Raw genomic sequence first — 13,864 nt, 5'->3', positions numbered from 1 at the left:
GAGCCTAACCCGGGCGTCAACGACAACCAGCTGAACCACGGGGCGTCCATTGTTTGTCGAGTGTTTGCTACCGTACGACCGTGAACGGGTCCAGCGGTGCGTACACCGTGAAGCAGGTGGCGGCGCTGACGGGCGTCCTCGAGACCACCCTGCGCGCCTGGGAGCGGCGCTACGGGGTCGTGTCACCGACCCGCTCGGCGGGCGGTTACCGCCTCTACAGCGACGCCGACGTCGCCCGGTTGCGCTCGATGGCCGCCTTGGTCGCCGGCGGCGTTCCCGCGTCGGTGGCGGCCCGGAGCCTGGACGGCGCCCCAGCCGCGGCACCCGAGGAGAACGCGGGTGCCGTGGGCCTCGACCTCGTTTCCGCTGCCGCCAGCCTCGACCCCGCCCGCCTCGACGCGGTCCTCGCCGAGGCGCTCGACCGGTCGCCGATCGAAGCGCTCGCCGACGCCTGGCTGCTCCCCGAACTCGCCCGCGTGGGCGAGGCCTGGGCCTCCAAGGACCTCACCGTCGCCCACGAGCACTTCGCCAGCGCCGGCGTGGCCCGGGCCCTGGGCCGGGCGTTCTCCGAGGCCTCGCCCACCGGTGGGCCGGGGGTCCTGGTCGGGCTGCCCGAGGGCTCCCACCACGAGATGGGCCTGCTCGCCTTCGCCACCTGCCTGCGCCGACTGGGGGTGAACGTGGTCTACCTCGGCACCGACGTCCCCCTGCCGGACTGGGAGGCCGCAGCCGCCGAGCTCCGCCCACGCGCGGCCGTGGTCGGCGTCCCCCAGAGCACCCGCCCGGCGAAGGCCCAGGCCGTGGTCGACCGACTGCGCGCCCTGACGCCCCCGATCGCGGTGTGGGTGGGGGGCGGCCTGGCCGGGAAGGTCGTACGGGCAGACCCCCTCCCCCACGAGGTGGGCGCCGCGGCAGAGCTCGTGGCCACCTCACTGAGGGCCGGCCGCACTCCCTGACCAAATTTGGACACAGTTTACACAAGCAGCTCGAAAGTCGATGGCCTTCACCTGCGCGCCGCGCCACCCCGGCCCCCTCGACCACCTGATCGGAGTCAACGTGTCACCGCTCCTGATGACGTAGGCCCTCGCCTTCCGCACGGGCCGTCCGCTCACCGAGCAGCGCATGGCCGGGCGACCCGGCTGGGCCGAGTACGCGGCCAGCACCAGCAGCTTCCTCCCCCGTCCTCCCCGGAGAAAACGCCCGGTGAGGCGCGAGGCGTCCGGACCCGCACTGGTTGACCACCAGCACCGCAACGTCACCGACCTCCTCGCCCACCGCGTCCGGACGGCGCCGGAGCACGTCGCGTTCGGCCGTCGCGGCGCCGAGGGGTCGGTCGACGTGACCACCGCGGCGTTCGACGCGGAGTGCCGGGCCCTGGCCGCCGGCCTGGTCGCCCAGGGGCTCGAACCCGGGGGCCGGGTGGCGGTGATGGCGCCGACCCGCTTCGAGTGGGCGCTGGCCGACCTGGCCACGTGGCTGGCCGGGGGACGTCGCGACGATCGTGCACACCTCCGGCACGGCGGCCGAGCAGAAGGGGGCCCGGATCACCCACGGCAACCTGGTCGGGGTCGTCCAGGCGGTGGCGCAGGCCTACGGGGAGGTCGTCCACGACAGGGCGGTGACCATCATCGCCCTCCCCTTGGCCCACATCCTGGCCCGCGGCCTCCAACTGGCGGCCATCGGCGCCGGCATGAAGGTGGTCCACGAGGGTGACCGCTCCCGGGGTGGTCGACGCGTTCGCCGAGGTGCGGCCCACCTTCATGGTCGTGGTCCCGCAACTGCTCTCCCGCATCCGCCAAGCGGCCCGCGACCGGGCCGGCCAGGCCCGGATCGGACCCCTCTTCCGGGCGGCGGAGGCCACGGCGGTCGCCTGGGGGCGCCACCTCGAGGCGGCTCAGGACGACCCGACCCTCCGGCCGCCCCGCTGCCTGGCGCTGCGCCGAGCCCTGTTCGACCGGCTGTTCTACCGCAGGATGCGTGGCCTCATGGGTGGCCGCGTCGAGTGGCTGCTGTCCGGCGCGGCACCGCTCGACCCGACGCTGGCGCACTTCTTCCGCGGCGTCGGGATCCCGGTCATCGAGGGCTACGGCCTGACCGAGACGACCGCGCCGGCGACCGGCCTGCGCCCGGGTGACCTGAGGGCCGGCAGCGTCGGCCCGCCCATCCCCGGCACCACGGTCCGCATCGCCGAGGACGGCGAGGTGCTGGTGCGCGGCGTGGGGGTGTTCTCCGGCTACCAGAACAAGGACGAGGACGCCGGGGCCTTCACCGACGGCTTCTTCCGCACCGGCGACCTCGGCTCGCTCGACGACGCCGGCCGCCTGACCCTGCATGGGCGGCGGAAGAACCTGATCATCACGGCGACCGGCAAGAACGTCGCCCCCGAGCCCTGGGAGGCGGCCGTGGGCCGTTCGCCCCTCGTCGCGCACGCGATCCTGGTCGGCGAGGGCCGCAGCCACCTCACCGCCGCCCTCCTCCTCGAACCGGACGCCGTGCGGCGCTGGGCGCAGCGGTCCGGGCACCACGACCTGGCCGCCCTCCTCGCGCAGGACCCCCCGGCCGACGGCCTCGCCCTCGCCCACCCCGCGCTGCTGGCCCGCCTCCAGCGCCCCGTGGACCGGGCGAACGCGGCCGTGTCCCGCGCCGAGCAGGTGCGCCGGTTCGTCGCCCTGCTCGTCGACACGTCGGCCGGCTCGCCGTTCATCACCCCGACCCTCAAGCTGCGGCGGGACGCCTTCCTGTCCGTGGCGTCCCACCACATCGAGGACCTCTACCGAAGGAGCACACCATGAGCACCACCCGTCGCATCGGGGGGTCCGTCGCCGCGGCCGCGGTCGCGTTCGGCGCGCTGGACGCCGTCTGGATCAGCCAGGTCGCGCTGCCGCTGTACCGGGCGGAGGTGCCGCACCTGCTGGCGTCCTCGTTCGACCCCGTCCCGGCGCTGGTCTTCTACCCGGCGTTCACCTGCGCGCTCGTCCACCTGGCGGTGCGGCCGACCGAGGACCGCACCCTGGGCGTCCGGCTGCGTGACGGCGCCGTCCTCGGGGGCGTCGCCTACGCCACCTGGAGCCTCACGGGCAAGGCCATCCTCGAGCGGATGACGTGGCCCGCCGCCCTGGCCGACATCGGCTGGGGACTGTTCGCCGGCGCGGCGATGGCCGGCGCCGCCCACCTCGTGCTCAGGTCGAGGTGGGCGAACCGCTCGTCACGCTGACCCGGGGGATCAGCCCTGCACCCGGACCTGGCCCCGCTGGGTGTCGGTCGACGTCGTCGCACCCGTGGTGACCTTGGGCTTGCCCTTGCCGCCGCCGGTCTTGCCGCCGAGGCCGAGCGCCGCCTTCACCGTCGGGGAGTAGCCGCTGGCCTGGCCGGTCCCGTTCGGGTGGAACGAGTTGTACTGGCGCAGGATGTCGACGTTGTTGATCCACGGCGCGGAGTCGCACACGGCGTGGCCGTCGAAGGGCGTCCGGACGTCGGCGAACCCGACACCGGCTGCTGCCGCGGCGTCGCGGATCGCCACCGCCAGCTTGTCGGCCGCCGCGTTCATGGCCGACATCTCGGCACTCGTGAACGACGTGAAGAGGTTGCAGGTGCGCCCGTTGAACAGGCGCGGGTAGGTCGTCGCGACGACCTTCGCCGCCGGGGCCTTCGCCCTCACCTCGGCGAACAGCGAGCCCAACCGTCCCGGCAGCCCCGTGGCGATGACACCCTCCGCGGCGGCGACCTTGGCCAGGCAGGCGGTGGTGTCGGTGCCGAGGCAGGTCGTGATGGTGTCCGCGAAGCCGACGTCCGGACAGGGATACGCCCACCCCCGGCCCGGGCCGGCCGCCTACGATCGGGCCCCATGGGTCCACGCGGCAGCATCTGGCAGGTGCCGGGCATGCTCGCCCTGGCGTGGGTCTCGCTCACGGGCTTCAGCGGGTACGCGGCCCTGCTGCCGGTGGCGCCCCTGTGGGTCGTCCGTGGCGGGGCGGACGCCGCGGGTGCGGGCCTGGTGAACTTCGTCCTGCTCGTGGCGACGGTCCTCACCCAGTTCGGGACGCCGGGGCTGGTCCGGCGGATCGGCTGGGGACACACGCTCGCCGCGTCCATGGTGCTGCTCGGTGTGCCCGCCCTGCTGCACGGCGTGACCGCGGACCTGGCCCCGGTGCTGTCGCTGTCGGCGGTCCGCGGGGTCGGCTTCGGGCTCCTGACGGTGGCGATCAGCGCCGCCGCGGTGCTGTTGGTGACCCCAGGCCGCCGCGGCGCGGCCGTGGGCGCCTACTCGCTGGCGATCTCGCTGCCCCTCGTGGCGCTCATGCCCACCGGGGTGTGGGTGGCCGAGGCGTGGGGGTTCTGGCCGGTCTTCGCGGTCAGCGGTCTGTCGCTGCTGGGGGTGCCGGCCTGCTACGCGAGGCCGCCCAGCACCTGCCCCACCGCAGCATGCACGACCCCGCCTCCCCGGCACCCTCCGACGGCGGACGCCCCGCGTGGGCGACCCTGCGCGCCCTGGCGGCGCCGACGGCCACCCTGCTCGCGATCACCCTGGCCTGCGGCGCCCTGATCACGTTCGCGCCCCAGATGGTCCCCGCCCCGCGCGGGCTCGACGAGGCCGAGGACGCCCAGATCCGCGCCACCCTGTTGGCCAGCCCCAAGGAGCGCGCCGAGAACCTGATGATCGTCGACATGGTCCGCAACGACCTGGGCCGGGTGGCCGTGCCCGGGACCGTCGGCGTGCCCGCCCTGTTCGACGCCGAGCGCTACGACACGGTGTGGCAGCTCACCTCGACCGTGACCGCCCGGCCGCGGCCCGGCACGACGTTGGCCGATGTGTTCACCGCGCTGTTCCCGTGCGCGTCGATCACGGGTGCCCCCCGCTCGTCGACCATGCGGATCATCGCCGAGCGCGAGACCACCCCCCCCCCCGCGGGGTCTACTGCGGCGCGATCGGGTTCGGCGGGCCCGGCGCGAACGGCCCCGAATGGGCGTTCAACGTGGGCATCCGCACCGTGCTGGTCGACCGCGACGCGGCCACCGCCTGGTACGGACCGGCGGCGGCATCACCTACGACTCGACGCCGGCCGGAGAGTACGCCGAGGCGCTGCTCAAGGCCGAGGTGCTGCACCGCCCGCCCCTCGACGTCGGCCTCCTCGAGACGCTCCTGTGGCGGCCCGACTCCGGCTTCCCCCTCCTCGAGCGGCACCTGGCCCGGCTCGCGGCGTCCGCCCGCTTCTTCGGCACCCCCCTCGACCCGGACGCCGTGCGCACGGCCCTGCTCGCTGCCGTGGCCGACCGCGCGGGGCCCAGCCGCGTGCGCCTAGTCGTCGATGCCGACGGCAAGGCGGACGTGACGGTGGCCGACGTCCCGCCGGCCCCGCGCGGGCCCGTGCGCGTCGCGATCGACACCGTGCCGGTCGCCAGCCACGACGTGTTCGCCCGCCACAAGACCACCCAGCGCTCGGTCTACGAGGCCGCCGCCGCCCGCCACCCGGGTGCCGACGACGTGGTGCTCGTCAACGAGCGCGGCGAGGTCACCGAGACCACGATCGCCACCCTCGCGGCCCGGGTCGAGGGGCGCTGGGTCACCCCGCCGCTCTCCTCGGGCTGCCTGCCGGGGGTGGCGCGGGCCGAGGCGCTGGCGTCCGGACGGCTGGTGGAGGGCGCGCTCACGCCCGACGACCTGCGCCGGGCCACCGCCCTCGGGCGGCTGAACGCGGTGCGCGGCTGGGAAGAGGTCGTGCTCGTCAGCTGACCCGGTGCAGCTTGTGGTTGGCCCCCTGGGCGCGGGGACGGATGACGAGCCGGTCGATGTTCACGTGTGCCGGACGCGTCGCGACCCAGGCGATCGCATCGGCCACGTCGTCGGCGACCAGCGGGCCGGGGACGCCGGCGTAGGCCGCGTCGGCCTTGGCTTGGTCGCCGCCGAAGCGGACCAGCGAGAACTCCTCAGTGTGCACCAGGCCCGGGGCCACCTCGCAGACCCGCACGGGGCGTCCGACGAGCTCGAGGCGCAGGGCGCCGGCCAGCATGCGCTCGCCGGCCTTGGCGGCGTTGTAGCCCGAGCCGCCCTCGTAGGCCGCCTCGGCAGCGGTCGACGTGACGAACACGATCGTGCCCTCGGCGACCTCGACGGCCGGTAGGAGCGCCTTGGTGACCCGGCCGGTGCCCAGCACATTGGTCTGGAACATCGTCTCCCAGGCCTCGAGGTCGGCGTCGGCGAGCGGTTCGAGCCCGACCGCACCGCCGGCGTTGTTCACCAGCAGGTCGCACCGGTCGCCGACGGCCTCGGCGAGCGCGGCCACCTGCGCGGGGTCGGTGATGTCGCACGCGACCGCGACGCCGCCGATCTCGGCGGCGAGCGATTCCATGCGGTCGAGCCGGCGGGCGGCGCAGACCACGCGGTAGCCGGCGGCGGCGAGCGCGCGGGCGGTGGCGGCACCGATACCGCTGGAGGCGCCGGTGACGACCGCGACGGGCTGGGACATGTCTCCTCCTCGAGGGCCGGGCGCGCCGGGTGGGCGCCCTCGCCCTCACCCTAGCGACGCGGGCGGGCGGCCAACGCCAGCGGCAGGGTGGCCAGGCACAACGCGGCGGTCAGCGCCATCCCGACCCCGAAACCGGACGCCACGGCCACGGCCCCCATGGCTGCCGAGCCGAGGGCGGACCCGGTGTCGTAGCCGGCGTTCCACACGGTGCTGGCGACGCCGACCGATTGCGGGCCGGCGGCCTCGAAGGCCCGCAGCATCGTGAGGTTCTGCAGGCCGCCGTACCCCACGCCCACGAGCGCGCACGCCAGCAGCCACCCGACCACTTGGCCCGGCTCGACCGGGGTGCGAACCATCCAAGCGACCCCGCCCAGGCCCACGACGGAGACGAGGACGAACGGCCACGTGAGGCGTCCGGAGCCGACGCGGTCGGCCAGCCCCCCGACCTGCCAGCGGGTCAGCGCCGACGTCGCGCTCAGGGCCATCAGGCCGAGGGTGGCCAGCCACGCGCGGCGTGCCCTTCATCGGGCGGGTGGTGAGGCGCCCGTCGGCCCACTCGAAGAACAGCTCCGGTGAGGCGGAGGCCACCGCCCAACGATCGGTCTGCAGGAACGCCCCGTAGCCGCCGCGCTGGGCCGCCGCGATCCGCCCGTAGAGGGCCGCCGGGTCGCCGTCGAAGGGGGCGCTGAGCCGGAACGTGTGGTTGACCTGGTAGGTGTCGCCCCGCTCGATCCGATCGCGGATCGCCGCGACGTCGGCGGCGTGGCGGGCGGCGTCGATGGTCGGGGCCCAGCCCCCTGAGCCTGTCGAACGGGTCCCTGAGCCTGTCGCAGGGCCACCCACCTGCTCGCGCCGCTCGAACACGGCGAACCACACCAGCGGGAGATCGGCAAAACCCAAGCCCTCGGCGGAGGAACCGGGCCCCCGGGGAGCGCGCACCACCATCGCCGGGTCGAACGCGGGTGCCGCCTCATAGGCGACCCAGCCGGCCACCCACCGTCCGGCGGCCACGGCGTCCGCCGCACGCTCCAAGGCGGGGAGCACGCCCTCGACCGTGTGGGCGGCGAACTCCCCCACCAGGCCCGTGAGCTGGAACGACCGGCGCCTCCCCGGGCGCAGGTCGTCGAAGCGGGCGCTGGTCACGCAGGGGTTGTGTCACGCCACCCGTGCGCTAGCATCGGCGGGCAGGAGCGGGCCCAGGCGAGGAGTGAGCAGGGTGGAGTGGCTGGTACTGGCAGCACCCTCGATCCTCCTCATTGCCGTGCTGGTGGTGCCGGGTTGGGGGGTGCTCACGCTGCTGGGGCGTTCGGGGCTGGCCGCGCTGACCGCCGCACCGGCGGTCTCCTTGGGCATCGTCGTGCTCGCCGCCCTGCTGGTGGAGGCCACCGGCTGGCGCTGGGGGTTGGTGCCCATCGCGCTCACGAGCCTCATCGTCGCGGCCGTCGCGTTCGCCGTCCGCCGATGGACCGGTCCCGACCTGGGCGCGGCCCAGGACCTCGCCTGGCGTTGGCGCAACCCGACGGCGTGGGCCGGCGCCCTCATGGTGGTCGGCAGCCTCCTGCTGTGGGCCCGCCACCTCACCAACGTCCTGCCCGAACCGACCTCGATCTCGCAGACCTATGACAACGTGTTCCACCTCAACGTCATCCGGTTCATCTCCGACACCGGCGACCCCGGGCCGTGGCTGCCGCGCGACCTGAACCCGGCCGAGGGCCGCACGATCCTCTACCCGACGGCCTGGCACCAGCTCGCCGCCCTGGCAATGCCGCTGACCGGCGGGTCGGTGCAGCTGGCGTCCAATGCGCTGCTGTTCGTCGTGTGCGCCGTGGTGTGGCCCCTGTGCGCGCTCGAGCTGTGCCTCGCCCTGGGCGTGCGCACGCCCGCGGCGCTGCTGGGCGCCGGCGTGCTGGCCGGCGCCTTCTCCAGCTACCCGTTCCTGATGCTCGATTGGGGCGTGCTCTACCCGAACCTCCTGTCGTACGCGGTGATCCCCGCCACGCTGGCCCTGCTGGCGGCGCTGGTGTGTGCCGGGCCCGACACCCGGACGCCGCTGGTCCCGCTCCTGCTCGTGTCGGGGGTGGCCGTGCTCGGCACCGCGGTCGCGCACCCCAACGGCGCCCTGCTGGTGCTCGCCCTCGCGCTGCCCGCCGTCGGCAGCGGCGCGCTCACCACGTGGCACCTGGCCCGGCGACGCGAAACCAGTTGGGTGCGGGCCGCCGTGTGGTGGGTCGTGGCCGCCGGCGCGCTGGCCGCCTTCGTGCGCTTGTGGCTGTTCGCACGGCCCAGCAGCCGGCCCTGGGAGCCCCTCCACGACATCCCGACCGCCCTCGGGCAGGCGCTGTACGGCAACCCGATCATGGGCCCGCCCGGGCCCATCCCGGCGTTCCTGGCCGCGATCGGCTTCGCGCTGCTGGCCCTGCGCCCGCAGCACCGGTGGTACATCGGCGCGGCCCTGGTCGGGCTCACACTCTGGGTCGTCGGCTCCGGCGCCCCGGACGGACCCGTGCGCGAACTGCTCACCGGTGCGTGGTACAGCGACTCTTACCGCCTCGCCCCCATCCTCGCCCTGCTGTCGGTTCCGGCAGCCGCGTACGCGGTCGACCGCGCCGTACGGTGGGTGCACCCCACACCCATTCCCCGCAGGGCCCAGACTGATCGAGCGGCGATGGCGCCCACCACGCGGCTCCGTCGCCGCCTGCTCGCCACCACGACCATCATCCCAGCGCTCTTGGTGGTGTCGAGCCAGTGGAGCCCTTCCATCCACCACGCCGTCACGCATGCGCACACCGCGTACGACTTCGCCGACTTCGAGTGTGCCGAGGGCGACGTGACCTGTCTTCTCACGCCTGACGAGTTCCAGATGCTGCGGGCCGTGGAGAATCTCACGCCTCCTGACGCGGTGCTGCTGGCCGACCCCGAGACCGGCGCCTCCCTCGCGTACGCCTTCACCGGACGCCGCGTGCTCCGCCCCTACATCGGCGCGACCGTCACGGACGCCGAGCAACTACTGCTCGAACACTTGCGAGCCGGCCCAGAACAGCCCGGGGTGTGCCCGGCCATCCAGTCGACCGGCATCACCCATGTTCTCGATTTCGGACGCCAAAACGTTCACTCGCGCTGGGTGGAGACCCCCGGTCTGGACCATCTCGATGAGTCCCCCGCAGTCCGCCTGGTGGAGCGCCACGGCGCGGCGGCCCTCTATGAGGTGGTCGCCTGCCGATGAGGACCCGATAGGCTGCGTCCGTGTCCAAGTGGGCTGAGCAGCTGACCGTGCGCACGTGGTTGCCCGGGGGTGCCGTCCTGACGGTATTTGTGGCGGGCGTCGCCGTGCGCTTGGTCGGGCTCACCCAACCGCCGCTGGACTTCCACCCGACGCGCCAACTGCACTCGGCCGAGATCGCGCGTGGCTTCTATTACGCCACGCATCCGGATGCGCCGGACTGGCAACGAGCCTTCGCCTTGGAGGGACGACTCAGGCGAGGTGTGATCGAACCACAGGTGATGGAGTCGGTGTCCGCCTGGGCTTTTGGCCTGTTGGGCGGCGAGGAGTTGTGGTTTCCCCGACTGCTCTCGATCACGTTCTGGACCCTGGGCGCATGGTTCCTTCATCTGACGGCTCGGCGCTGGGCAGGTCGCCTCGGCGGACTCGTCGCCGCCGGGTACATGCTTTTCTCCCCCTATGCGCTTCAGGCCAGTCGCGCGTTCATGCCCGATCCCCTGATGGTGTGCCTCATGTGCGGCACCCTGTGGGCTGCGACGCGCTGGGTATCGGAGCGCCCCGGGCCCGGTGCCTGGTGGTGGGCCGCCGCGACCGGAGCCTTCGCGGGGGCCGCGTTGTTCGTCAAGCCCGCGGCGGGATACTTCCTGGGACCGTTCCTTGCCGCACTCGTCCTGCGGCACTTCGGACTTCGCTCTCTCCGGACGCCTCAGGTCTGGGTCGCCGGTCTCCTCGCCGTCCTGCCACTGACCGGCTATCTCACCGCGACGAGTGCCCTCGGACTCGAGGTGCTGGGCATGGGCGGCCGAGTGTTCCCCGAGCTGTGGGCGAGCTCGTCGTTCTACCTCAACTGGGCCGGCATGCTCACCATCGTGCTCGGAACCGGCTGGCTGCTTGCTGGCCTCCTGGGAACCCTGCTGATCCCACAGGGGGCGGCCGTCGTCGGCCTGATCGGCTGGTACGTCGGCTATGTGGCACTGGGCTTCACGGTTTCCCACCACATGAGCACCCACGACTACTACAGCCTGCCGCTCGTACCGGTGGTGGGTCTCGGTCTGGGCGTGCTGGTGGGCGTGGCCCGGCGTTCGGTCTCCCGCACCCGCCGCGCGCTACGGGCCACGATCGCAGGGCTCGTCGCCGTGACGATGGTCGTGGGGGGGCTGGCGGGCTGGAGTCGCCTCGGCGCGATCGATCACCAGCAAGAGGCCAGAAACTGGCAGTTGCTGGGGTCCCTTTTCGCGCCGACTGATCGCATCGTGGGGCTCACCGCCCACTACGGCCACCTGTTCACCTACTTCGGGTGGCGGTCCTACACCTGGTGGCCGGCCACCTTCGACCGGGCGCTGATGCCCGAGACGAACGACTTCCCCTCCTACTGGGTCACCCGCACGGCCGGGATGGACTACTTCTTGCTCACCGACTTCGGTCAGTGGGACGCCCAGCCCGACGTTCGCGAGCACGTGCTGCAGCACTGCACGGTGGTCAGCAGGACCAACTGGTACGTGATCTTCGACCTGCGTGACAGCGCGGAGTGCCAGCACCCCACCGAGCGCCCCTGACGCGTCGGGGGCGACGAGCCGCGGCCCGTCGCCCCCGAGTGGTTGCGGCACGTCGATCCCGTGCCGTCAGCGGGTCACTTCTTGGTGATCGTCCAGGCTCCGTCAGCCTCGACGCGCAGCAGGGTCGCGTCCTTGGGCAGGATCGCGTCGCTCGGCCCCGTGAACGTACCCGCCCAGCTGCCGTCGGCCTTGTTGGCGTACACCGTGAACTGCTTGCCATCAGCACTGGCGAGGGCGAGCGTGACGTTGTCCTCCCGCGCGGCTCCGAGCCGGATCACCGTGTCGCCCGTGCCGGTCGTGCTGGCGGTCACGTCCCAAGCCGGCGCAGCTGCCAGCGGCTGGACCCGAGCCACCCACGCACCGTCGCCCTGGATCTTGAGGGTGCTCGCCGCCTTGCCGTCGAGGTTGAAGGCCTGCACGCCTGAGTAGGCCCCCGTCTGGTTCACCAGCAGGCTCACCTGGGTGCCATTCACGTCGTGGGTCGAGGCGGTGAAGCTGCCCGTGCCCTCGAAGGTCAGCGTGACGATGGAGGCGCCGAGCTCAGGCAGCTTGACGTCGGTGCTGACCTTGCCCCGGAACACGTGCTCGCCGGCGCCCGGGCACCAGTCCTGGATGTGGGTGAGCGTCTCTGCCGACACGGCTCCGGTGCCACCCAACACGATGAGGTTGTCGGCCTTGAGCCGTGCGATCTCGGCGCACACCGGCTTGTTCTTCTCGGCGCCCGCCGACACCAACAGGATCGGCGCCGAGGCCGCATCGGCCCGGGGGGCACCGGAGAGGGCGTCGGGGAAGTTGTCGCCGCTGGCGAGGACGACCGTCTTGGCGCTGGCGAACGTGGCCGCCGAGAGCTTGGTGGCTGTCTCGAAGCGGTCGGCACCGGCGATGCGCTCGACCGGTGCGACGTCCCGCGCAGCATCGAACACCGCTGATGAGATGGCGCCAGTGCCGCCCAGGACGACGATCTTCTTCGGCGTGAGCCGCTTGAGTTCCTTGGCCGCGGCCGGCGCCAACTGGTCGCGTCCAGTGAGCAGGATCGGACCCGCATTCTTGCCCGCCGCCGCACCTGCCGCGAGGGCGTCCGGGTAGTTCTGACCTGAGGCGAGGTACACGGTCTCGGCGCCCGTCGGGTAGGTGCGCTCCGACAGCAGGGCTGCCGTCTCGAAGCGGTTGGCCCCCGCGATCACGCTCGGTTCGACGCCGGTCTTCTTGAGTTCGTCGACCACGACCTGCCCCACGGCGGCGTCGCCGCCGAGCACGACGATGCGCGCGGGCTTCAAGCGCTCCAGCTCGGCCTGGATCGGGGCAGGTACGGCGTTGGGGCGCACCAGGAGCACCGGAGCGTTCTGCTGGGCAGCCACCGCGCCCCCGGCCAGGGCATCGGCGTACCCCTGACCCGAAGCGACGTAGACGGTGCCGCCCGACGTGGCGAAGTCGGCGGAGATCTTGGCGGAGGTGTCGTAGCGGTTTTCACCCGCGAGGCGGGCACTTTCGGCCTGGGCGGTGGTGGCGAGCCCCGCCACCAACAGGGTGGTCACCCCTACTGTGGCAACGGAGCAGCGAACAAGACGCTGTGCGCGCATGAGAAACATCCCTCTCGTGTCGAGACCGGGGCAACTGCGCTCCGGCTATGCATATCATGACACGACTGGATGAAAGACGCGGGATGTTCCCGCTTGTGAACGGGCCTGGGGACTGTCTCGCTAGACTCCGGGACGTGCCGGAAAGTGTATCGAGGGTGAAACGCGTGAAGCGGTGGACGACACGCACACTCACCCCAGGCGCCCGCGTCCTCAACCGGACGATTCTCGACCGGCACTACCGCCGGCTGTCCACATCGTTGCGCCCCCTGCCGATCCCGGCCTTCACCGGGCCCCTTCTGCTCGTGTTCCCCCATGTGGACGACGAGGTGATCGCCGTCGGAGGTCTTCTCGGCGCTTGGCGTGAGCAGGGCATCGAGGTGGATCTGGTCTACACGACCGACAGCAGCGCCGGAGGCGTGGGAGCCACCCCCGAGGTTCGTGGCGCAACCCGCTTGGCCGAGGCCGTCGAAGTCCAACGCCAAACGGGGATTCGGTCATTGACCGTGCTGTCGGGCGTCAACGACCAACTCGCTGCGATGAGTGACCGCGTGACCAGCGAGCTCGCCCAGATCGTCGCCGACGGCCGCTACGAGGCGGTGTTCGCCGTGGGGCCTGTCGATGCGCACCCGGAGCACCGCCTGTCCGCCACCCTGATTGCGTCTGCTCTCCAGCGCGCCGGTTTCGAGGGACCTGTGTTCGTCGGCGAGAACTCGAGCCTCCTGCCCGCAGGATTGGTCACGCACGCCTTCGGCCTCACCCATGCTGCATTGCGCGCCCGTGACCAGTTGTTCACCATCTTCGCGTCGCAGACCACCATGGGTTTTGAGGTGTACCACGACTTGGCTCGATCCAAACGGCATCTGGTCCCAGGCTCCCACGCGGCCGAACTGTTCCACCAGACCGACGCTCGCGCGTTGGAGGCGCTGTCCCGACGCGTCTCCCTGGGTCTGTTCGAGGAGGTGCTCCGGCATCGGATCGGCAACTCGTGGTCGTTGTGGCGCGTGCTAGCCTCGTTGGCATCGCGCGCTGGTCGCTGACGCACCG

12 protein-coding genes and 4 pseudogenes are annotated in these 13,864 nt (G+C 72.5%); 11 read left to right on the top strand and 5 right to left on the bottom strand.

Translation table 11 applies throughout. The features are described from left to right. Positions 1 to 80 precede the first annotated feature (80 nt). From H5397_RS07945 to H5397_RS07935, 5 genes and pseudogenes are all read left to right on the top strand, one after another. A complete protein-coding gene (locus tag H5397_RS07945) occupies positions 81 to 956 on the top strand; it encodes a MerR family transcriptional regulator (RefSeq protein WP_182816341.1) in 876 nt (291 codons plus the stop codon). A gap of 166 nt (positions 957 to 1,122) precedes the next feature. Further along, a pseudogene (locus H5397_RS19100) lies at positions 1,123 to 1,428 on the top strand (hypothetical protein); the annotation flags it as partial. A gap of 73 nt (positions 1,429 to 1,501) precedes the next feature. Then, a pseudogene (locus H5397_RS19095) lies at positions 1,502 to 1,645 on the top strand (hypothetical protein); the annotation flags it as partial. 64 nt (positions 1,646 to 1,709) lie between these two features. Beyond that, the gene (locus H5397_RS17615; RefSeq protein ID WP_220492113.1) at positions 1,710 to 2,792 is read left to right on the top strand and encodes an AMP-binding protein; all 1,083 of its coding nucleotides are present in this window, start codon (positions 1,710 to 1,712) and stop codon (positions 2,790 to 2,792) included. Continuing rightward, positions 2,789 to 3,214, top strand: coding sequence for a DUF2177 family protein (locus H5397_RS07935; protein ID WP_182816339.1), 426 nt, complete (start codon positions 2,789 to 2,791; stop codon positions 3,212 to 3,214). The genes H5397_RS17615 and H5397_RS07935 overlap by 4 nt, the downstream gene beginning before the upstream one ends. A 9-nt stretch (positions 3,215 to 3,223) precedes the next feature. Here H5397_RS07935 and H5397_RS07930 read toward each other — a convergent pair whose 3' ends face one another. Continuing rightward, entirely contained in the window at positions 3,224 to 3,769 is a 546-nt protein-coding gene (locus H5397_RS07930) for a GDSL-type esterase/lipase family protein (protein WP_182816464.1), read from the bottom strand. 75 nt (positions 3,770 to 3,844) lie between these two features. On the opposite strand from H5397_RS07930, the gene H5397_RS18120 reads away from it, so the two are divergent. From H5397_RS18120 to H5397_RS17610, 3 genes and pseudogenes are all read left to right on the top strand, one after another. After that, a complete protein-coding gene (locus H5397_RS18120; protein WP_255438724.1) occupies positions 3,845 to 4,543 on the top strand; it encodes an MFS transporter in 699 nt (232 codons plus the stop codon). Between the two features lie 17 nt (positions 4,544 to 4,560). Then, positions 4,561 to 4,836, top strand: a pseudogene (locus H5397_RS19090) (chorismate-binding protein); the annotation flags it as partial. Positions 4,837 to 4,960: 124 nt separating this feature from the next. Beyond that, positions 4,961 to 5,731 (top strand): aminotransferase class IV, encoded by a 771-nt coding sequence (locus tag H5397_RS17610; RefSeq protein WP_220492112.1) that lies wholly within the window; start codon positions 4,961 to 4,963, stop codon positions 5,729 to 5,731. On the opposite strand, the gene H5397_RS07920 is transcribed toward H5397_RS17610, so the two are convergent. From H5397_RS07920 to H5397_RS19085, 3 genes and pseudogenes are all read right to left on the bottom strand, one after another. Continuing rightward, positions 5,724 to 6,464, bottom strand: a complete 741-nt coding sequence (locus H5397_RS07920; protein ID WP_182816337.1) for an SDR family NAD(P)-dependent oxidoreductase — start codon at positions 6,462 to 6,464, stop codon at positions 5,724 to 5,726. The genes H5397_RS17610 and H5397_RS07920 overlap by 8 nt on opposite strands. 50 nt (positions 6,465 to 6,514) lie before the next feature. After that, positions 6,515 to 6,949 (bottom strand): MFS transporter, encoded by a 435-nt coding sequence (locus tag H5397_RS18110; protein WP_255438722.1) that lies wholly within the window; start codon positions 6,947 to 6,949, stop codon positions 6,515 to 6,517. Positions 6,950 to 6,965: 16 nt separating this feature from the next. Then, a pseudogene (locus tag H5397_RS19085) lies at positions 6,966 to 7,409 on the bottom strand (chorismate-binding protein); the annotation flags it as partial. A gap of 271 nt (positions 7,410 to 7,680) precedes the next feature. Here H5397_RS19085 and H5397_RS07910 point away from each other — a divergent pair. Together H5397_RS07910 and H5397_RS07905 are read left to right on the top strand one after the other, a co-directional pair. After that, positions 7,681 to 9,687, top strand: a complete 2,007-nt coding sequence (locus H5397_RS07910; RefSeq protein WP_182816333.1) for a DUF6541 family protein — start codon at positions 7,681 to 7,683, stop codon at positions 9,685 to 9,687. A 47-nt stretch (positions 9,688 to 9,734) separates the two neighbouring features. After that, on the top strand, positions 9,735 to 11,240 hold the full coding sequence (locus tag H5397_RS07905; RefSeq protein WP_220492111.1) for a glycosyltransferase family 39 protein: 1,506 nt from the start codon (positions 9,735 to 9,737) through the stop codon (positions 11,238 to 11,240). Between the two features lie 74 nt (positions 11,241 to 11,314). Here H5397_RS07905 and H5397_RS07900 read toward each other — a convergent pair whose 3' ends face one another. Continuing rightward, a complete protein-coding gene (locus H5397_RS07900) occupies positions 11,315 to 12,775 on the bottom strand; it encodes a cell wall-binding repeat-containing protein (RefSeq protein WP_182816329.1) in 1,461 nt (486 codons plus the stop codon). Positions 12,776 to 12,984: 209 nt separating this feature from the next. Here H5397_RS07900 and H5397_RS07895 point away from each other — a divergent pair, with 209 nt between their 5' ends. After that, a complete protein-coding gene (locus H5397_RS07895; RefSeq protein WP_182816327.1) occupies positions 12,985 to 13,857 on the top strand; it encodes a PIG-L deacetylase family protein in 873 nt (290 codons plus the stop codon). Positions 13,858 to 13,864: the final 7 nt, after the last annotated feature.

The sequence above is a fragment of the Propioniciclava sp. MC1683 genome, from assembly GCF_014164675.1.
GTDB lineage: Bacteria > Actinomycetota > Actinomycetes > Propionibacteriales > Propionibacteriaceae > Propioniciclava.
Note: the sequence above shows the minus strand (reverse complement) of the source record. Positions and strands in the feature narration are given on the sequence as shown.